Genomic DNA, 20,625 nt, shown 5'->3' on the forward strand with positions numbered 1-20,625 from the left:
AATTTATGAAGGAGATTTCTATGAAAACTACCGATGAAACGATCACAGCAGAAGAACCCGCAGTAGAGCAGGCCGCGGAATTGACGCCGGCCGAGCGCCAGAACGAGGCGTTGCATTCCATCAAAAACCATGCCATCACGGCCATGGGCATAGGCATCTTGCCGGTTCCCGGTCTCGATCTGATCGCCCTGACAGGCGTGCAACTGAGCCTGCTGCGCAAGATCGGCGGCTTGTACGGTTTTACGCTGTCCGATGAACGCGGCAAAAAACTGTTGGCTTCGATACTCAGCGGTTATTTGCCTCTGGTGATTGCAGGTCCGGTCAGCAGCATCCTGAAGTTCATCCCGGGCGTCGGCATCGCCGCAGGCGTCCTGGCGCAATCCACGCTGGCGGGCGCAGTGACCTATGCAGTCGGCAAACTGTTCCTGCAACATTTTGAATCGGGCGGCACCGTGCTCGACGTCGACACGAAAGAGATGGGGCAGAAGCTGAAGCAGCAGATTCAGGAAGGCAAGGAGTTTTTGAAGAAGCACGCGCCCGGTGGCAAGAAGGACGCGGTCTGATCCAGGCCTGAACGACCGGCAGGAAACTGCATGCCGGAAGTGAATGCACTTCCGGTATTTTTATGCGCCCAGCTTCGGCGGCTGCCATGCCAAGGCTGGGCATGCACCCCGTGGAATGACGATTTTCTCATGACTGCAATACAAGAATCACGTGCCTGGTTTCCTTTCGGTGCGGGCGGGGAAGACGCCCACACACGCTTGTTTTGTCTGCCCTTCGCGGGCGGAGGCGCGTCCAATTTCCTTCCGTGGCGCGCCCGCCTGGCAGAGGCGGGGGTAGGCGTGGCGCCGGTCCAGTATCCCGGACACGAGACACGTCTTGGCGAAGCACCTCTGCACGCATGGGAAGAGATGCTGGCGGCGTTGCAAGCCGCGCTCGTACCGCTGCTCGATCGCCCTTATGCCTTGTTCGGCTACAGCATGGGCGCGCGCCTTGCATTCGCCCTGGCCGCGAGACTGGCTGCTGCCGGCATGGCGCCTGTGCGCCTGATCGTCGCGGCGCACGTGCCTCCGGATTTGCCGTCGCCGGCCCTGCAAGCAGCGGGCTTGGACGACCAGGCGTTCAAAGCGCTGTTGCTGCGGTACGGCGGGATTCCGGCAGAGATATCGCACGAGCAGGAATTCTGGGATCTGACGCTGCCGCTCATGCGGGCCGATTTTGCGCTCGCTGCCGCACCCCTCGATGCGGATGCCGACGTTGCTGCTATGGCTGCTGCTGCCTCGTATCCGATCGCGGCCTATGCCGGCATCGATGATGTGCATGCCGATGCGAAAAGCATGGCGGGCTGGGGGCGGTTTACGACGGCCGGTTTCATACTGAGGGAATTTGCCGGAGATCATTTCTTTCTCCGCGGCGCCGATGTCTGCCAGGCCTTGAACACCGACCTCGCGCTTGCGCGGTCGGCCGACTTATCATCACTTGTCTCCGCCTGAGCGGAGCTGTCTCATGAACAACAAAAGAATATTGCCGCCGGACGTCGGACGCAACACAAAAAGGGCAGGCTGGCCGGTGCTGCTGACGGCGTTGGCAACGTTGGCCTGCATGCTGCCCGTCCATGCCCAGGATGCCAGCCATCATTTGGGCGCGGGCGCCTTCGTATCCGATCAGCCGTTGCAGGAGCTGCTCAAGAAGCGCCGCCCGAAAGGCCTGATCTACCTTGCGGTGCCGCAGGCGATCATGGTCGCCAACGAAGGCGGCAGCAAAAAACCGAGTTGTTCGCCGCAGATCCAGTTGACCAATTCGTCCAACCAGACGCTTGAAGAACTGGTCGTCGGAATCCGCTACAAGAAGGCCGGCAAGACCATCGGCAGCACCTTGTCGCGCTTCTATCTGATCAAGACCGGCAAGCAGGACGTGCACTATTTTCCTAGCGTGCTCGACACCCCGGCTTGCGAAGAAACGACCGGCGAAGCGGAAGTGATCCAATGCCTGTACGACACCGGCGAGAGCTGCGCGCAAGACGTGCGGGCGTTGGAATACGGCGCAGTGCCTTTGAAAATCCAGGACAAGAAATAACAAGGAGCTATCATCATGCCTATCGCATTTTTAATCTATGTCGTGTTGTGCCTGCTGGTTGCATTCATCGCGCGCAAGAGCAAGCTGGGATCGCTGCGCACACTCGTGGTGGCGTTTTTGCTGACGCCGCTGGTGGCGTTTATCTATGTGTTGTTGTTTGCCTCCATCGACGACAAGAGCAAAGCGGTTTCCAACGGTTCGGCAGAGCGATGATCTGATGCGCCTGACCGAACTTCTTATTCGCGATACCCAGACGTCGCTGCAGCACCTTGGCCTGATGGCGCTTCTGGCCGGCGGAGCCAGTACCGGCATCTTGGCGGTGGTCAATTTCGCGGCCACCACGCAGGCCGGGAGCGGCAGCCAGCTTATTCCCGTCGCGCTCTACGGCCTAGCTTTGCTGGCGTATATCTTCAGCCAACGCTACGTCTTGCAGACGACCACCGACGAGGTCGAGCGGATTGTCGACGAGCGTCGCCGCAGCCTGATCCGGAAGCTGGCCGACTGCGAACTGCTGGGGGTCGAAAAAATCGGTCACGGCGCCATTTTTTCCGCCATCAACACCGATACGCAGACCATCTCGCAGACCGCCGGCAGCCTGATCCTCGGCGTCCAGGCGGTGATGATGATCTTCTGGACCACCATTTACATCGCGACCTTGTCGATCCCGGCGCTGGCGCTGGTGGTCGTGGTCCTGCTGGTGGCGGCGCGGTTGTATCGCAAGCGCGGCGAGCGCGCCAGCATCGACCTGCGACGCGCACACGATGAAGTGGTCGCGCTGCACGAAATGGTCGAAGGGCTGCTGGCCGGTTTCAAGGAAGTGAAGCTGTCGAGCCGGCGCGCCGCCGAGTTGTTGCAGGATGCCGTCATGGTGTCCGGGAGGACGGCGTTCTTTCGTTCATTGGCGCAGCGCGCGCTGGGCGTCAATTTCGTCTTTTCGCAAGTCGCCATTTTCATCTTGCTTGGCACGCTGGTCTTCATTTTGCCCGCATTGAGCACCACCTTCGCCGACAGTACGGTCAAGGTGATGACGGCGGTGCTGTTCCTGGTGGGCCCGGTGTCCGGCGTGATTTCCGCAGCGCCGCAGATCACGGTGGCCAACGCGGCGGCCGAGAACCTGCTGAAGCTGGAGCAACTGTTCGACGAGAACGTCGAACAAGGCATCGCCACGGGCGACCAGCGGGAGAAGGCCGCTGCTGCGCCCGCGTTTGCCGGTTTCAATACCATCGATTTGCGACATCTTACCTTTGCGCGGGGCGAGGGCAGCGAACGCTTTGTCGTCGGTCCGATCGACTTGAGCATACGGCGTGGCGAGACCTTGTTCATTACCGGCGGCAACGGTTCCGGCAAGACCACCTTCGTCAAAATGCTGACCGGACTCTATCCTGCGGATTCCGGTGAAATTCTGGTCGATGGCCGGCTGGTGGGCAGGGCCGACATGCAGCGTTATCGCGATATATTCGGCGCGGTGTTCTCCGATTTCCATCTTTTCCCCACTCTGTATGGCGTCGAACGCATCGACCGTGAACGCGCGGCGAGCCTGATCGACGAAATGGAAGTCGAAAACAAGGCGCATCTCGATGGTCGCCGCTTTTCCACCGTCGATTTGTCGACCGGCCAGCGCAAGCGGCTCGCGCTGGTGGCGACACAGCTGGAGAATCCGCCGATCATGGTGCTCGACGAATGGGCAGCCGACCAGGATCCGCATTTTCGCGCCAAGTTCTACCAACTGGTATTGCCGCGTCTGCGCGCTGCCGGCATCACGGTCATCGCGATCACCCACGACGATAAATATTTTCATCACGCAGATCGCCGCCTCCACCTTGAGGATGGCCGCGTTACCAGTATCTCCAGCAAGGGAGCCGCAACATGAGCACCACACACGAGTTTCAACCATCGTTCGAATCCGTCCGGGAGCGATTGCGCCGACGCTTGCGGTTTTTCAGCAACGACCTGATGATCGCGGGCCTGGTTCTGGTGGTGATGCTGGTTTTCCTGCTGCCTTCGATGATCGTCACGATTCCGGCCGGTCATCTCGGCGTGTTGTGGAAGCGCTTCGCCGGCGGCACCGTGATCGATCATGTGGAAAAAGAAGGCACGCATCTGATGCTGCCCTGGGATGTGATGTATGTCTACGACGCGCGCCTGCAGAGCGTGGAACGCGAGTTCGAAGTGTTGTCGTCCGACGGCCTCAAGCTGATGGTGACGCTGGCGTGGCGTTTCCGGGTGATTCCCCAATACCTGGGCGAATTGCACAAATATGCCGGCCCGGAGTATGCCGAGACGCTGCTGGGGCAGTCGGTCGGGGCGCGCGCACGCGATGTGATCGCGATCTATCGCCCGGAGGATATCTATACCAGCCATCGCCTGGAAATCCAGAATCAGATCTCGGAGTCGGTGCGCTATGACATCAAGAATCGCTTCAATACGGAACTGCGTTCCGGACAAAACTGGATTTTGATCGAAGACGTGTTGGTGAAGCGCATCGTGCTGCCGGACGGCGTGGAAGATGCCATCGTGCGCAAGAACGTGGCGCGCCATGAAGTTGAACAATACGCCCTGATCGTCGAGAAGGAACAGCAAGAGAGCGAACGCAAGCGCGTGGAAGCGCTCGGCATCCGCAACTTCCAGGAAATCATCAGCGGCGGCATGTCGGATGCCTACCTGCGCTGGCGCGGCATTGAAGCGACGCTGGAGCTGGCCCGCTCGGAGAACGCCAAGGTGGTGGTGATCGGCAACGACAAGACGGGTGGTATGCCCTTGATTTCCATCAATGGCGACAGCGTGCCGCATGAGAAGAAGGATGCCAAGGACAAAGCGGTCGCTCCGCAGGCGGACATCGGCAAGGGCGATACAACCCAGGAGCTGAAATCGGGAACGCGCGGCAAGAAGAGCGTGGCCCCGGGGCCAATGCCGGCGCCGGCAGAGAAGACGTCTTCCGCAAAACCTGACGTCGCTGCCGGCAAGCCGGTGGCGCTTGCCCCTGATCTCCAGGCGCGCGAAATGCATCGCAAGGAGCAACGGGCTTTACGCGACCATCCGCCCGTTCCTTCTGTTCCATCCGTTCCGCCTGTTCCACCCCAGCGCTAGGCTGCCTGCGAGGTTGAGTCAGGCTGTTGCCGGAGGCAATGCCGGCGCGGCCGAAGAGCTGCTTTCGCGCGGCGAAGGCAGGTCGATGCGGCCGTTGGCGATCAGTCGCTCCAGCAGCAGTTCTCCCAGGACGTAGGTATACGCGGCGCTCAGGCCGGCCGAGGGCAGGGTGCCGGTAAAATAGCTCGCAAACGACAGGTAGCGTAGCGCCGTGGCTCTGACGCTGCCAGGCGACAAACCGCCAAGGGCGCCGGTGACAATGCCGCGGGCCGCAGTGCGGTTGAATTCGGCGCCGTAAAGCACGCAGAGTTTCTTCGCCATCCGGACCTGGACCGTGAGCGCCGTGGTCATGTCCAGCAAGGGCACGGGAATGACCATGCTGGCGCCGGCCAGGGACGTATGCCGCAGGATGACATCCTGCGCGTGCAAGCGACGTAGCGCGGCTCGGGTGAGCGGGGCGGGCGCCTTCATATTTTCTCCTGGAGAATCCGGCGAGAAGTTAATAAAAAATGTGCAATGGGGCGCCGGGATATCGGACACCTACCCAACTATCGGAACCGTTTGACCAGTTGCTGCAAATACGGCAACGAATCCCGAACCGCATCGTAGTCGATACCGAAGTCAACCAGGCAGGCGATATCGTTGACGCCTGCCTGGATGGCCTTGTCAACGATCGCGCTGGTTTGTTCGACATTGCCAAACATGGCAGCCGTCCCAAAATAGCGTTGGAATGCATAGTCGACGATTTTCTCTTTCTCTTCGCCGGAGAGCGAGCGACCATCCCGCATACCGGCGGTTTCTTTTTCCAGGCCCGCCGCTAAATGAGGGCCTAATGAGCTTTTGATATATTCTTTGAACGGCTTTTCTACTGCCGACATGATCCAGTCTTTGTCCGGATGGACGAAGGTGTGGAGCATGAGCGAAAATATTCCGCTATCCGCATCAAATCCGGCGCCGGATCGCGCCTCCCTATACAGCTTCACTTTTTTGGCGATGCCGTCAAGGCTGATGCCTTGAAGCATGGTGAAGATGTTATATCCCAACTTGCCCGCCGCAATGTAGGTGTCGTCACTGGTGCCGAGCAGCCATACGTTCAATTCCTTTTGATGCGGGCGGGGATACACGGTGATGGGGTAGTCTTTACCGTCCGCACCACTGAACGTCACGGATTCGCCGCGCCAGAGTTTTTTGATGACGGGAATCTGATCCAGGCATATCTGCTTCCGATTTTCGTAATTTTGCGGCGCGAAAATAAAATCCGCCTTGTTCCAACCCGATCCGAATCCCAGATCTACGCGTCCACCTGACAAGATGTCGTTCATTGCCCACCATTCAACCACCTCGGCAGGGTGGTGAAGCGGCAAAGAAACGCCTGCGGTCCGGAATCGAATACGCTTCGTTTGGGGAATGAGATGCGATGCCATAATCGCGGAATTGGCGTAAATCGAACCGAACTCGGAAAAGTGTCGCTCCGGAATATACACGGCACTAAAACCTTCGCGATCTCCGAACAAGGTGATGTCGCGCATGAAGTCGTATTTTTCGCGATCCGACACATCTTTTCGAACATCTGAAAAGAAGAGGAAACTGAATTCGATTTTCGACACCGGCCGATTCATGGCGGGTGCCGCCGAGGTACTCGGGAGTGTTGGCATACCCAGGATTTCTTCAATACTTGGCACGATAGCTCCACAAATAAGAGTTGCTGATATTGTCTTTCCGGCTAAGGTATCCGGATAAATCGAAGTGCGATGGAAAGACTCCTTCCCATGAAAGAGGGACTTTGCTCACACTTCGACTTGTGCAGGCACGACTGAATCAAGTCTGGCGTGAAGGTGCGTCATCGCCTGGTTTGTTTTTGTCTGAATTAAATACCGCCATCGGGTCTCTCGCGGCAACAAAGAAGAAGCCCGTATTCAGCAACAGCGAACCGAGGATGCCGAAGCGGGGGTAAAACACGGAGACCAGATTGATGCCCGATGGAATGACGGTCAAGCGGAGTCGGCGTTTGAGTTCCGCGTCCAGGCGTTGCGCAATGTCAACGAGTTTGGGGACATTGGCGAGATGTCCATCCATCAGCAAGACTTCCGCGACGTCCACGGCGATGCTTGAGGCGCCCTTCAGCGAAATCGATACATTGGCGGTTTTCATGGCAATGGAATCGTTGATTCCATCGCCGATGAAGCAGACTGAACGGCCTTCCGACTGGAGTTGTTTGACGATGTCGGCTTTTCCTTCAGGCAAAACACCGAAAAAATAGTCGTCGACTCCCAGTTGCTCGGCCAGACGCCGGGTCGGCTCTTCATGATCGCCGGACAGAATGGCGATATGCTTGATTCCCAGGCGACGCAATCCCTGTATGACGCTGGCGGCTTCGTCGCGGATATGAGCCTGCAGTTCGATCGCGCCGTTGATCTTGTCGTCCGCACTGATGAACACCAGGGAATTGCCCGCACTGTGAGCGTCTTCCTGGAGTTCGGAAATTTTCTTGGGGATCTTGATTCCTTCGTCTTTCAAGAAACGCAAACTGCCCACTCTTATTGTTTTCCCATCAAAGTTCACTTTGACGCCAAAGCCCAGTTGATAGTCGGAAGTCTCCACTTCCTCGATGGTGATGTCTTCCTGTCTGGCCTTTTCTGTGATTGCCAGAGCGATGGGGTGCGACAGCCGACGCTCCGCCGCCGCCGCCCAGGTGAGAATCTGCCGCTCGCTATTCTGCTCAAAGGCGACAATGCGCTTCACCTCCGGGATATCGTCGGTCAAGGTGCCTGTCTTGTCGAAAACAACGGTGTCAACCGCATACAAGCTCTCCAGGGCGCGCCCGTCTTTCACCAAGATGCCTGCGCGTGAAGCTTCCGTGACGTACTCCAGGGTCGCCAGCGGCGCCAGCAGACGAATACGGTAGCCGATGTGGCTGTAGATGAAGATGGCGGCTGAACTGGGTCCCAGGGTGAGAAAGATGGGCAAGCTGATCAGGAAGGTGGGGGTAGTCGCCTTTTCTGCCCACTGCTCACCTTTCAACTGGATTTTCGATTTGAAATCCATCGATTGCTGGAGCGCCTTGACGATTTTTGCCGATACCGTTTCTTCCCCCGATTTATCCACCTTGATCAGGACGCGACCGGATAGCACCAGGGTATTGGCAAAGACATATTCGCCTTCCGATTTTTCCGCGGGCTGCGATTCACCCGTCAGCGCGCGCTGGTCGATAGCAGCAATGCCTTGTTGAATATAGCCGTCGACGGGAATGATTTCACCGCCTTTCACCACCAGCACATCGCCTGCCTTGAGGCTGGAAATCGGCACTTCGACTTCAGTTCCGTCGCACATGATCCAGACGGTTCCCGGCAATTGGTCAAATACATCAGTGAGCAATTTTTGGGTGCTGTTTTTGACCCGGCCGACCAACTCATATCCTGAGTACACCAGCCACATATTGATGGCGGAGGTGATGTGTTGACCCAGCCCGACGGTGATCACATTGGCAAAGAAAAACAGTAAATCGACGGTGATTTTTTTCTCCGTGCGGGCGTTTTGCCAGATATCTCTCAGGTAGGGAATGGAGGCGAAAAATAAAGTGGCAATGCCCACGATCCGGAACGGGGGAATGACGGTACCCACAACCAGAAAAGCGGCTGAATACAGGCTCAGTCTTTTGTTCCGCTGACTCTCTTCAATGAATGCCTGCAACGGATCTTTTGCTTGCACGGGGACCAGCGCGCCGGTTTGTTGGGACGCGGATTCGGAAGAGTTTTTTGAGTGAGGCTTGGTATCGACCTTAAGTTCAGGAAAAAGCTCTTCCAAAAAACTCAGACCGGCATAGCCAGCTCCAGCTGCGATAGCTCCAAGGCGAGAAAACATAATGCCAGCTCCAATATCAACTCAAGTTCGCCGGTCTGCTCATTTTTTCCATATTGGAAAATGAGGTCCGAAAATAAAAAACGATCATGCTGCAGCTGCGCACAATATAACGCACTGCGCAGCCTGCACAAGCAGATTTGCGCCGCTCTATTGGGGCAAGGGAGTCATGTCGGTCCAGACGGTTTCAATATATGCAAGGCATCGCTGCTTGCTGGTCGCCGAGCTGCCGCCATCATTTTTTTCATTGAAGCCCCGGAGCCAGTCGTCGGGAATCGCGACCTCATGCCAGCCACCCGGTAAAGCCCGCTCGACAAACCAGATCGAGTATTGACCGCGCTGGTTGACGACCACTCTGTAGGCGACATCGTTGGTTGATTGTTCAGACATGGTTTTTCCTTGGCTGTTTATAGAGGTTCCGCTACCGTGCTTGCCTGGGTAAAGCAATCACGCAAGTAGTGCGCGAGACTTTGTACATTCGGGTTGGCCAGCATGCTGGTGTGACTGCCCGGAGTGATATGGATTGTCACCTGTTTGGCGAATCGATCCCAGCCCCATTCAGGCTCATTCTGGATGGGCCAATACTGTTTCTCGGTGTCGCCTTTGACGAGCACCAATTGATCCAGCTCTACGGCGTTTTGCGGCTGGTAATCTGCGCTGACATTGGTCCGGTACACGTTCACGATCCCCAGGAATTGCTTGGTTTCAATCTCCGGAGGGAGCCAATTGGCGGCGATGAGAATATTCTTGACGTACTCCAGCTGCTCCGGCTCGGACATGGTGGAAAGCAACTCTTCGGTGATGCCTAAAGGTCGCTCCAGATATTCCTCCATCACTTTGCCGAGTTCAGGCAGAAAGCGCGTGCCCTCCCAGTCTTGCGCTATCGGCACCATGTCGGGATGAGGGGCGGTCGTGCCCAGGACAACCACCAGAGCAACCTCGCGTCCACGCCGTATCAGCTGTTGTGCAAGTTCGAATGCGATTTTTCCGCCAAACGAATGACCACCCAGCAAGAAGGGCCCTTCCGGATGTATTTTCAAAACTTCCTCGAGCCAGTACGCGGCCATGTCTTTGACGTCCTCCAGCGGATCGGTTTCACCATCCAGACCGACCGCTTGCAAGCCATAGAATGGTTGATCGTCGCCTAATTGCCGCGCCAGCTCATACAGATAGACCACGCTCCCTCCGGCGCCCGGGAAGCAGAAGAAGGGCAGCTTGCTGCCGTTTGCATTGACCGACACCAGGGAGGTGAAATAACGATCGCCGTTTTGTCCTTTGAGCAGGTTCGACAGTTTCTCGACGGTGGCGTTTTGGAACAACGAGGCCAGGGGCAGTTTCTGATTGAATTTCTGTGCGATACGGGACATCAGCGTCACGGCAACCAGCGAATGTCCTCCCAGGTCAAAGAAATTGTCGGTCATGCCTATCGGCTTGACCTGCAGGAGATCTTCCCAGACCTGACACATTCTCAGTTCAAGTCCGTCGCGTGGGGCGACATATTCCACTTCCTTGACGCGCTGGTATTTGTCTTTCGAGATTTTCGCAAGCAGCGCGCGGTCCACTTTGCCATTTCGCGTCAATGGAATCGTGTCCAGGACCACATAGGCTTGCGGCACCATGTGCACGGGCAGCCGTTGTCCCGCAAAGCGCCGGATCGCATTGATATCGATCAGTTCCGGCGTGTCTGCGCACACAAAGGCCAGCAATTGTTTTTCTTCGCTGGCCGCGCCGACCACGATGACCACGCTTTCGATCACGTTTTCCGCTTTCAGCAGCACCGCCTCGATTTCCTCCAGCTCGATTCTGAAACCGCGAATCTTGACTTGATTATCGATGCGTCCGAGATACTCGATTTTTCCGTCGGGCAAAAATCTTCCCAGGTCGCCCGATTTGTACAAACGCGGGTTTTGCTCCCGGTTTTCGAGACCGTCCGGGTAGGCAATAAAGCGTTGCGCCGTAAGCTCCGGGCGATTCAAGTAGCCGCGTGCAAGGCCGGCGCCGGCGATATGCATTTCGCCAACCGCACCAAGGGGGACGGGCTTGAGCGACTGATCCAGGATATGCACCTGCAAATCGGCAATGGGGACGCCGATATTGCTGACGGGGTGTTCAAGGTCGCTGAGCGTGATGGGATGGCAGGTGACATGCACCGTCGTTTCAGTGATGCCATACATATTGACAAGCTGCGGTTCCTGGTCGCCATGGCGTTCTAGCCAGGGGCGCAGTTTTTCCAGATCCAGCGCTTCGCCGCCGAAGATCACGTAGCGCAGCGCGGTTTCACCTGTCTGATCAAGTTCGTTGTCGGCATTCATCAGCTGTCTGAATGCCGAAGGCGTTTGACTGAGCACGGTGACTTTTTGCCGTATCAGCAATTGGTAAAAATCAAGCGGAGAGCGGCTGGTCATGTAAGGGACGATCACGAGGCGTGCGCCATGCACGAAGGCGCCCCAGATTTCCCAGATCGAGAAATCAAACGCGTAGGAATGAAACAGTGTCCACACATCGTGCTCGTTGAATTCAAACCACGGCCGGGTGGCGCTGAACAAGCGGCTGACGTTGGCGTGCGTGACCAACACGCCTTTCGGCGTTCCGGTCGATCCGGAGGTGTAAATCACGTAGGCGAGGTGTTCCGGATCGATGTGCCAATCCGGATTTTGTTCATTGGTCGCCTGAATGTCCTGATCGATGAGGAGCAGGCTTGCCGTCTCTGCGCCTGTGCCGAATTTGGACGTGAGCGGTCCGGTTGTCACAATGATCGCCAATGCCGCATCCCTGACCATGAATTGCAGGCTGGAATCAGGATAGGCTGGGTCCAGCGGGACATAGGCGCCCCCCGCCTTCAGGACCGCGAGGATGGCAACGATCATGTCGGTCGATCGTTCGAGGCAAATGCCAACCAAAAAGTCCGGCCCCACGCCCATGGCGCGGAGTTGATGCGCCAGGCGATTGGCTCGTCGATTCAGTTGATCGTAAGTGATCGCTTCATCTTCCAGGACCAGTGCAATGGACTCCGGTGCTTTCTGAACCGCGTGCTCAAAAATCGCAGGCAGGCTTTGAACATGAGCCGGCACGCTTGGAAGCGCAGCGCGCCAGGTGGCCAGAAGTTCCTTTTCGCCCAAGGTCTGAATGGCATGAGAATGGACGGGCGCGTCGGGCGCATCCAGTATGGCATCCACCAGCAGCAGGAATTGCTCGCCAAATCTTTGCATCGTCGATTCTTTGAACAAGTCGCTGTTGTATTCCAGGATGCATTCCATGCCCTTGTGATTTTCTTCCATGGAAAACAGAATATCGAACTTGGAAGTCTTATTGTGCTGCATGAGCGGGGTGGCTTGCAGGCCGGGAAGCTCCAATAATTCCATCGGTGCGTTTTGCAAGACAAACATGACCTGGAACAAAGGAGAAAAGCTCAGGTTGCGCTCCGGGCGCAGCTCTTGCACCAGCCGATCAAACGGAACATCTTGATGGGAGTAGGCACCCAGGGTGATTTCCTTGACGCGCTTCAAGAGTGCGGAAAAATCGGGGGAATCCGAAAGATCGATACGCAAGGCAATCGTATTGACAAATACGCCCACCACGGTCTCGATCTGACTAAGGTTACGGCCGGCGACCAGCGAGCCGATGACGATATCCTCGGCCCCGGAATATCGACCCAGCAAAAGTGAAAAAGCCGACAGCAGCGTCATGAACAGCGTCGCGCCTTCTTGCTGACTGAGGGCCTCAAGCCGTATTTTGGTCGATTTATCCAACGTGAAGCGCCATTCGCTGCCATTGGTGGTTTGAACCGGCGGGCGCGGAAAATCGGTTGGCAGCTGCAATAACTCCGGCGCGCTTTGCAGCTGATTTTTCCAATAGTTGATTTGCTGCGCGAGATAATCGCGATCGAAATATTGCCGTTGCCATGCTGAAAAGTCGCCGTATTCTATCGGCAAGTCCGGCAGCAAGATGGGCTTTTCCTCGCTATATGCGGCATAGTATTCGCGCAGATCGTTCATGAGGATGCCGATTGACCATCCATCTGAAATGATATGGTGCATGGTCACCATCAGTACGTGCGATTCTTTCCCCAGTTGCAAGAGGCTGGCGCGGAACAGGCCGCCGTCCGCCAGAACAAATGCGGTTTTTGCTTCCTCCGCGATCAGTTCATCCAATCGGGCGGATCGCGCTTCCGGCGTCAGATGATCCAGTTGCCGGGTCGGGATCTCAAATGCGCTATCCGTGAATCCCAGGTAGGGCATGCCGTCTTTTGATATGAAATAACTGCGCAATGCCTTGTGTCGTTCCACCAGGCTGCGCAAGGCGTTGAGAAGCGCCGGCTGATGCAGGGGGCCGTCGAACCGTATGGCGATTGCCATGTTGTAGTTGGAGCTCTGTCCCTCCAATTGATCGAGAAACCAGAAACGCGTCTGTGCATAAGACAGCGGCACCTCTTCATCCGCCACTGGCGTAATGGCTGGCAGCGCCTGCGCGAAACGCTGCGTATCTATCTGTGCCGCCATGTACTCGATGGTGGGATTCTGGAACAGCACATGCAAGGGCAGTTCGACAAAAAACACGTCCCTGATGCGCGAAACCACTTGCATGGCGAGGAGTGAATGTCCTCCCAACGCGAAGAAATCACTCCTGACACTGACTGAATCCAGTTTCAGAATATCGCACCAGATTTCACTCAACAGGGCTTCCTGATCGCTTTTTGGCGCTGCATGTTCGACGTTTCCTGTGTCTCGAAGATCGCGGGCGCGTTGCACCAGGCGTGAACGATCGACTTTGCCATTGGCGTTCAATGGCATCTGCTCGATGTCGATAAAGGCAGAGGGAACCATATAGGATTGCAGGCGTTCGGCACCCCAGATATGCAGGGTATTGGCGTCAAGAGACTTCCCGCCAGTGACGATGAATGCAATCAAGCGCTTGTCCAGCTCAGAATTGGTCTGCACAATCACCGTGCATTCAACGACATTGGGATGTTCCAGAATCACATTTTCAATTTCACCCAATTCGATGCGAAATCCCCGGATCTTGACTTGATTATCTATCCGGCCCAGATATTGGATATTCCCATCGGACAGATATCGCGCAAGATCCCCCGTTTTGTACAATCGCGCGCCTGGTTCCGCGGAAAAAGGATCCGGAATAAATTTTTCAGCGGTAAGCGCGGGGCGATTGACGTATCCACGCGCAAGTCCTATGCCGCCGATCAGCAATTCGCCGACCACACCGATAGGAACAGGATTGCAATGCGGGTCGACGATGTGCAGCTGAATGTTCGCGATCGGCTTGCCGATCGGGATCAAGTCCAAGTCTTCATCGGGGCCGCAGGGGCAATGGCTCACATCGACTGCTGCCTCGGTGGGGCCATAAAGATTGTGCAAAGCGATGGGAAGGCGTTTGAGAAAACGTGTCCTCAAGTCGAACGACAGGGCTTCTCCACTGCAAAACAGATACTTGATTGAATCCAGGGTTTCGATATTTTTTTCACGAGAAAATATCTCGAGCATGGAAGGAACAAAGTGCAGATGGGTCACATTCTGCTCGCGGATCAGCCTGACCAGGTAAGCCGGGTCCTGGTGTCCATTGGGCTTGGCAATGACCAGGCGTCCGCCGAACAGCAAGGGCAGGAAAAATTCCCATACGGAGACATCGAATCCGAATGGCGTCTTTTGCAAGACCGCGTCGCCTTCCAGGACGGGAAAGGTTTGTTGCATCCAATAGAGCCGGTTAAATATGCCTTCGTGTGAATTGCCGACGCCTTTCGGATTTCCGGTAGAGCCGGAGGTGTAGATGACATAGGCCAGATGCTCGGGCGAAGCGGGATTGGGGCAGTCGTCTTCGCTCCAGGCGTCGTCTGCATGTTGACCGTCATCGATGGCATCGCCGTCCAGCGACACGACGGTTCCTGAAAACGATGAAACGCTCTGCGCAACTGCAGGATGGGTGAGCAGAAGGGTGATGCGGGCATCATCCATCATGTACCGCAAACGCGCATCCGGGTAAGACGGGTCCAGGGGGAGATAGGCGCCGCCTGCTTTTTGTATGGCCAGGAGACCGACCACGAGCTCTATAGAGCGCTGCATGCAAATCCCGACCACAACATTCGGCGTTACGCCATGCCGGCGAAGACAGGCGGCAAGCCGGTTGGCGCGCTGGTTCAGGAGCTTGTAGCTGAGCTGCTCACCTTCAAAAGTCAAGGCGATGCGATCCGGAGTTCGCCTGACCTGGCTGAGAAACAGCTCGGGCAGGAGTTGCTGTTCTTTGGGGTAGTCGATTGCGGTATCGTTCCACGCGCGAAGCTGCGCGGCGTCCTGTTCGCTCAAGGCGCAATAGTCAAAATGGTCCGCCTCGGGATTCTCCATCAAGGTATGCAGCAACTCCTTGAAATGCAGCGCAAAGCGCTCGACGCTGGCGGCGGAAAAGAGATCGACATTGTATTCAAAGCTGGTATGAAGACCGTCTTCCGATTCGTCCAGAGAGAGCGTCAGGTCAAATTTCGCGGTCGGATTTTCCAGCCGTTGAAAGCGGCTCTTGCTCTGGCCAAAGCCGGGCGGATTCATTTTCTGATTCTGCAAGACGAACATCACCTGGAACAGCGGCGAGTGCGCCAGATTGCGGTCGGGCTGCAACTCTTCGACCAGACGATCAAAGGGCACATCCTGATGGGTGTAGGCGTCCAGGCAGGTCTTTCTGACGCGTCCCAGAAAGCCGGTGAAGCCTGGAGCGCCGGAATAATCCAGGCGCAGAACGATGGTGTTGAGGAACAGTCCGATCAACGATTCGACCTGGCTATTTTGCCGTCCCGCAATGGGCGAACCGATGACCACATCCGTGCCGCCGGTATAACGGGCCAGTTGAATGCCGAAAGCCGCCAGCAATACCATGAACAAGGTCGCGTCCTGTGCCTGGGCAAGTGCGTTCAGCTTGTCGGTCAAGGTTTTGTCGATGTCGAACTTCACACTGGCGCCCTTGAATGCGGGCACCGGAGGCCGAGGATAATCCAGCGGTGGATGGAACAGCGGCGGCGCGCCCTCAAGCTGCTGTTTCCAGTAGGCTAGCTGGTGTTGGGATGAGGGGCGTGTGAATTGGTCTCTCTGCCATTCGACGTAATCCGCATACTGTATCGGCAAGGCCGGCAATCGAATCTCGCGCCGGCCCAGCAGTGCGTCATAGATTTCCGCGATCTCGTCCATCAGGATGCCCAGCGACCAGCCGTCGGAAATAATATGGTGCATACACAAATAGAGTGCATTCTTCTCTGTTGAGTAGCGCACCAGGGCGGCTCTGAAGAGCGGGCCGCGCAAGAGATTGAAGGGCTTTTGAACATAGCTCAGCGCAGCCGCTTCCTGTTCTGCTTCGAACACCGCGAGTTTGAACTCCGCTTCCCGGTAAGCGGTGTATGCCTGCTGTTCCTTGATCGGATAATAGCTGTTCAAAATCCTGTGGCGCTGACAGATCATCTTGAAACAGGTCTCCAGGATGCCGGCGTCAATTTCTCCCTCGATTTCCAGGTTGAGCGGAACACTGTAGGTTAAATTGTCCGGCACCAATTGATCCAGGAACCAGATACGATTCTGGGCATAGGACATCAGCGTTATCGGGTGTTCTGAGTGAACAATCTCTGCGCTCTTGTCTTGTTTTTGTATTTGCAGCTCTCGTTCAATGAGCTTGGCAAAAGACGCTATCGTCGGAAATTGAAAGAGGGAATCAAGCGTAAGCTCGAGATCGAACTGCTCCCGCACGCGTGACATCACCAGCATCGCGAGCAGCGAATGTCCGCCCAGTCTGAAGAAACTGTCGGTGACGCCGATCTGACGACAAGCCAGTATTTCCGACCAGATGCTGCGCAGCTTTTCCTCGACTGGAGACAAGGCGCGCGGTTCTGCGGAGCTTGGCAAGCCATCTTCCACGTTGCCGGCGTGGGTCTTGAACGCAATTTCAGACGGCCTCGTTGCAACAAAATCTCGTCTCGTCAAAAACTGGTGCCCGGTTTCGTCCGGCATTTCCAAATCGGCGAGCGCCGATTCCGGGTTCCGCAAGGCGGAGTTCAACAAGGACGAAAAATGATGCGCCATTCGAGCAATCGTCTCTTGGCAAAAAAGGCTGGTGTTATACACCCATTGGCATTCCAGATGGCTGTCATGTTCCAAAAGATTTAAGGTAATGTCGAACGCCGCGCCGCGCTGCGTGCCGGTCACTTGGCTAAACCACATTTGTGACGGATTATCAGAGATGTCCGTGCTTCGCAAAGATTGCCAATTGACCAATACCTGGAATAACAGTGGGCGACCAGGATCGCGTTCGATGGCCAGGTCATTGACCAATTGTTCCAGGGAATACTGCTGATGTTCCAGCGTCTCCAACACTTCGGTTCGACATGCGAGCAACAAGTCGTCAAAAGAGATAGACGATTTAAAGGGGATTCTCAGGACGACGGGATTGACAAAATAGCCGATCAGATTTCTCGTCTCTGAAGCGTCGCGCCCCGCAGCGGGCAAACCGATGAGGATGTCGTCCTGAGCGGTATAGCGGTTGAGGAGGACCTGAAAGCTGCTTAACAAAATCATGTAGGGCGTGATCCCTCGTGATTTGGATAATTCATGCACGCGGTCACAGGTGGGTTTATCAATCGCGTGGCAATAGGTCTCACCACGGTATGTCTGGATCACAGGACGCGGATAATCGGTGGGCAAATTCAAGGTCGGCAAGTCTCCTTTTAATTTGTCGCACCAATACTGCTTCGACAGAGCGTGTTTCTCTCCGAGCAGGAATTGTTTTTCCCAATTGATATAGTCCGCATATTGCCACGGCAACTCTTCGGGAAATGTACTCGAGGCGGGAGCATAAAAATGGCCCAGCTCCTTCATCAGGATGTCGAATGAAAGATAATCCCATGCGATATGGTGGACCGAAAAGACGAACAAATTTTCTTTCGTCGCGTCTGTTTCGATCAGCGCCATTCTGCACACGCCGTCATGGCCGAGATCAAACGGGGCATCCGCTTCTTGCGCCAGGCAGTTTTCAATTTCTTGCTCTGTCCAAGTGGTCGCGTCGATGTGTTTGAGAGGGAGGTCATGCGACGCTTCAAGAATAAAATAAGGCTCCAGAAGGACATCAGCGTGAAAGCGCGCGCGCAAGATACTGTGCCTTGCCATCACGCGAGACAAAGCCGATGCGAGGGTCGGCAAATGGATTGCGTGATTCAGATGGATCGCATAAGAAATGTTGTATGCACTGCTCGTGGGGGACAACTGTTGAATGAACCACAATGCGCGCTGATTGCGTGACAATGCATAACGTGAAGCCTGGTCTTTGATGGTTGGAACCGTTGGCGTCTCTTGCTCCGCATGGGGTTTATTAAGCTTGATCTCCTCCGCCAATCGTCGGATGCTCGTCGTGTCCGACATCAAGTGAAGAATACTGCTCGCGTAGCCAAATTCGGAGGCGAGTTCTCGCTTTAACTCCAGGAGGACCAGGGAATTGATTCCCAATCGATTCATGGGAATATCCAGGTCGATTTCTGCGCTGGCGCGCAAACGCAAGGATAAGAAACGCACGAGATATTGCGCGGGCTCGTCGCCAGTCGATAAAATCTGCGTTTCGTTTTTCGCATGACGGGACGGAACGCGTTGGATCGCGTTGGGCTCCCGATCCGCATCAAACCAATGATAACGACGCTCAAACGGATAAGCGGGCAAGCGGATTTTTTGCCTGGGCAAATAGGCATCGCCTTTGCCATAGAGGGTCTTCCAATTGATGGCCAAGCCTTTGGACCAAATGGAGAGCAGCTTGCCAAATTTGCCCTTATCCATCCAGGCTTCAATGGTTTTCTCCATATCCTCGTCATTCGCCAGGAGCGACAAGGTGAGTTCAGTCTCGTCCTTGCAGCCAAAATAGACGTCGTTCAATGCGATGGTGGAAGAGGGCTTGGATAAGTCTTGCCGGGCTAGTTTTCCCAGGACTTCGCTCAATTCAGCCAGGCTGTGTACCAGTAGTCCTAGCCGGACGTTCATCATTTCACGACCCGTTTGCAATGAAAATGCCACATCCTCCAGCACCAGGTCGGCATTTTCATCGATGTGTTTTTTGAGGTTCTTGACAAGGGCGCTTAACTGCCCGGGATTTTTTGCCGATAGCGGAATGAGGCAGGGAAAGTGTCCACGGCTTCCGGGGGGAGGCAATGCCGCCTGGTATTCTTCGAGCAGGATGTGGGCATTGTTGCCCCCCGTGCCGAAGGAATGGAGCGCGGCAAGCCGAGCTTGTTTTGTTCTTGCCCACGTTTCGGTGCTCGTGGCCAGGCGACAAGCTTGTCCTGCTATCTCGAGGTCTTCATTGATTTCATTCAGTCCCCGGATTTTGTGTATCTTCCCGTTCTGAAAACTGCGGATGATCTTGGCAACGGCCCCCAAGGCTGAAGCCGCCTCCATATGTCCTATCATGGGCTTGAGCGAACTGACGCGGCAATATTGTTCGGGCAGCGTCACATTTTTTTTCTTCGCGACATTTTCCAATGCGCGATTAAATGCGCGCCATTCCGCACTGTCCGATAGCGGATTCCCCATGCCTTGGGCTTCGATATAGCCGAGGTCGCGCGGATCTATGCCTGCTTCGTCGTAACAACGCTCTACGAGGTCGGCGTGCGCGGAAGGGTTGGGCGCGCCGATGGATAGGCCGCCTCGTCCGTTAAAATTCACTGCCGTGTTCTTGATGACCGCATAAATTGCATCGCCGTCTTTTTCGGCTTGCTTCAATGGCTTCAACAAGAGGCTTATCACCCCCTCCGAGCGCAAGTGGCCATTTGCCTGGCGTCCAAAGCTCGCCACCGTCGATGTGCGATTCAACAAATTGGCGCGTTCCAGCGCGTCATAGGGTTCCGGGCGCAATAACAGATTCGCCGCACCCACGATGGCCTGGCTGATTTCCCCGGTTCTTAAAGCACTGACGGCTCTATGCAGCGCCACCGCGGCTCCTGAACACATGGCATTGATGGATTCGCTCGGGCCTCTCAGGTCAAAATGATAGGAAATCCGGTTGGCGAGCATGCTCGCGGACTGACCGATTCCATCACGCGTATCGATACCCAACAGCAACATGGTCTGGGCGTACTGATCTTCTTCGGCCGCCACATAAACGCCCGTGTCGCTGCCCGCCAAGCTACCCGGGATGCAGCAGGCATCTTCCAGGCAGTGATAGACCGACATCAACAGCAAGCGCTGGCGCGGGTCCATGACGTTCGCATCTAATGCGGAGATGCCGAAAAAGTCGGCATCGAATCCCGCGATGTCGGGAATGAACCCACCCCAGTGCTTGCTTACGGTTGTTCCGGGCGCACTCATGGCGGCACGGCTGTCGGGAGTTTCCTGGATGAGGCTGGTATCGAGATCGAGCGCTGCCCAGAATTCCTGAAGCGTCATGCAAGCAGGGAAGTTTCCCGCCATGCCGATAATGGCGATCGGTTCCAGATGCACGGTGGAAGCTTCCGTGGGAAGCACTGCGGGAGCGGCCACGGATGCAGCCGCAGGTGCAGCCACTTCAGCTTTGGCGTTCTTGTTGAGCGACTGCATCATGCCTTTTTCCAGCACGCTTAATTTTTCAAAGGTATCCATGATGCGT

Annotated in this window: 11 protein-coding genes; 6 read left to right on the forward strand and 5 right to left on the reverse strand. The window is 55.9% G+C overall.

The window, feature by feature from the left end; all coding sequences use genetic code 11:
* Positions 1 to 20 precede the first annotated feature (20 nt).
* From PMI16_RS01980 to PMI16_RS02005, 6 genes are read left to right on the forward strand one after another with little or no spacing between them, the layout of a single operon-like run.
* Complete coding sequence (locus tag PMI16_RS01980) at positions 21 to 563, forward strand: YcjF family protein (RefSeq protein WP_007875854.1); 543 nt, start codon at positions 21 to 23, stop codon at positions 561 to 563.
* 30 nt (positions 564 to 593) lie between these two features.
* Positions 594 to 1,493, forward strand: coding sequence for a thioesterase II family protein (locus PMI16_RS01985; RefSeq protein ID WP_007875856.1), 900 nt, complete (start codon positions 594 to 596; stop codon positions 1,491 to 1,493).
* Positions 1,494 to 1,506: 13 nt separating this feature from the next.
* Entirely contained in the window at positions 1,507 to 2,076 is a 570-nt protein-coding gene (locus PMI16_RS01990; protein WP_007875858.1) for a hypothetical protein, read from the forward strand.
* A 15-nt stretch (positions 2,077 to 2,091) separates the two neighbouring features.
* Positions 2,092 to 2,289 carry a hypothetical protein gene (locus PMI16_RS01995; RefSeq protein ID WP_007875860.1) on the forward strand — a complete coding sequence of 66 codons (198 nt, stop codon included), beginning with the start codon at positions 2,092 to 2,094 and terminating at the stop codon, positions 2,287 to 2,289.
* 4 nt (positions 2,290 to 2,293) lie between these two features.
* Complete coding sequence (locus tag PMI16_RS02000) at positions 2,294 to 3,946, forward strand: cyclic peptide export ABC transporter (protein ID WP_007875862.1); 1,653 nt, start codon at positions 2,294 to 2,296, stop codon at positions 3,944 to 3,946.
* Positions 3,943 to 5,163: a prohibitin family protein gene (locus tag PMI16_RS02005; protein ID WP_007875864.1), complete on the forward strand. Its 1,221-nt coding sequence runs from the start codon at positions 3,943 to 3,945 to the stop codon at positions 5,161 to 5,163. Before PMI16_RS02000 ends, PMI16_RS02005 begins: the two co-directional genes overlap by 4 nt.
* A gap of 18 nt (positions 5,164 to 5,181) precedes the next feature.
* Here PMI16_RS02005 and PMI16_RS02010 read toward each other — a convergent pair whose 3' ends face one another.
* The 5 genes from PMI16_RS02010 to PMI16_RS24930 all read right to left on the reverse strand — a co-directional run bounded on the left by PMI16_RS02010 (position 5,182) and on the right by PMI16_RS24930 (position 20,618).
* Positions 5,182 to 5,592 (reverse strand): DUF697 domain-containing protein, encoded by a 411-nt coding sequence (locus PMI16_RS02010; RefSeq protein WP_157212495.1) that lies wholly within the window; start codon positions 5,590 to 5,592, stop codon positions 5,182 to 5,184.
* Positions 5,593 to 5,711: 119 nt separating this feature from the next.
* Positions 5,712 to 6,845, reverse strand: coding sequence for a MupA/Atu3671 family FMN-dependent luciferase-like monooxygenase (locus PMI16_RS02015; RefSeq protein WP_007875867.1), 1,134 nt, complete (start codon positions 6,843 to 6,845; stop codon positions 5,712 to 5,714).
* Between the two features lie 136 nt (positions 6,846 to 6,981).
* The gene (locus PMI16_RS02020) at positions 6,982 to 9,024 is read right to left on the reverse strand and encodes a heavy metal translocating P-type ATPase (protein ID WP_007875869.1); all 2,043 of its coding nucleotides are present in this window, start codon (positions 9,022 to 9,024) and stop codon (positions 6,982 to 6,984) included.
* Between the two features lie 147 nt (positions 9,025 to 9,171).
* A complete protein-coding gene (locus PMI16_RS02030; RefSeq protein WP_007875871.1) occupies positions 9,172 to 9,411 on the reverse strand; it encodes an MbtH family protein in 240 nt (79 codons plus the stop codon).
* A 17-nt stretch (positions 9,412 to 9,428) separates the two neighbouring features.
* The gene (locus tag PMI16_RS24930) at positions 9,429 to 20,618 is read right to left on the reverse strand and encodes a non-ribosomal peptide synthetase (RefSeq protein WP_007875873.1); all 11,190 of its coding nucleotides are present in this window, start codon (positions 20,616 to 20,618) and stop codon (positions 9,429 to 9,431) included.
* Positions 20,619 to 20,625 lie beyond the last annotated feature (7 nt).

It is taken from the genome of Herbaspirillum sp. CF444, from assembly GCF_000282135.1.
Taxonomy (GTDB): Bacteria; Pseudomonadota; Gammaproteobacteria; order Burkholderiales; family Burkholderiaceae_D; genus Herbaspirillum.

Bases quoted from the DNA above. Each gene is read 5' to 3' on its own strand.
- PMI16_RS01980 (WP_007875854.1), top strand. From the start codon at position 21: ATGAAAACTACCGATGAAACGATCACAGCAGAAGAACCCGCAGTAGAG.
- PMI16_RS01985 (WP_007875856.1), top strand. From the start codon at position 594: ATGCCGGAAGTGAATGCACTTCCGGTATTTTTATGCGCCCAGCTTCGG.
- PMI16_RS01990 (WP_007875858.1), top strand. From the start codon at position 1,507: ATGAACAACAAAAGAATATTGCCGCCGGACGTCGGACGCAACACAAAA.
- PMI16_RS01995 (WP_007875860.1), top strand. From the start codon at position 2,092: ATGCCTATCGCATTTTTAATCTATGTCGTGTTGTGCCTGCTGGTTGCA.
- PMI16_RS02000 (WP_007875862.1), top strand. From the start codon at position 2,294: ATGCGCCTGACCGAACTTCTTATTCGCGATACCCAGACGTCGCTGCAG.
- PMI16_RS02005 (WP_007875864.1), top strand. From the start codon at position 3,943: ATGAGCACCACACACGAGTTTCAACCATCGTTCGAATCCGTCCGGGAG.
- PMI16_RS02020 (WP_007875869.1), bottom strand. From the start codon at position 9,024: ATGTTTTCTCGCCTTGGAGCTATCGCAGCTGGAGCTGGCTATGCCGGT.
- PMI16_RS02030 (WP_007875871.1), bottom strand. From the start codon at position 9,411: ATGTCTGAACAATCAACCAACGATGTCGCCTACAGAGTGGTCGTCAAC.
- PMI16_RS24930 (WP_007875873.1), bottom strand. From the start codon at position 20,618: ATGGATACCTTTGAAAAATTAAGCGTGCTGGAAAAAGGCATGATGCAG.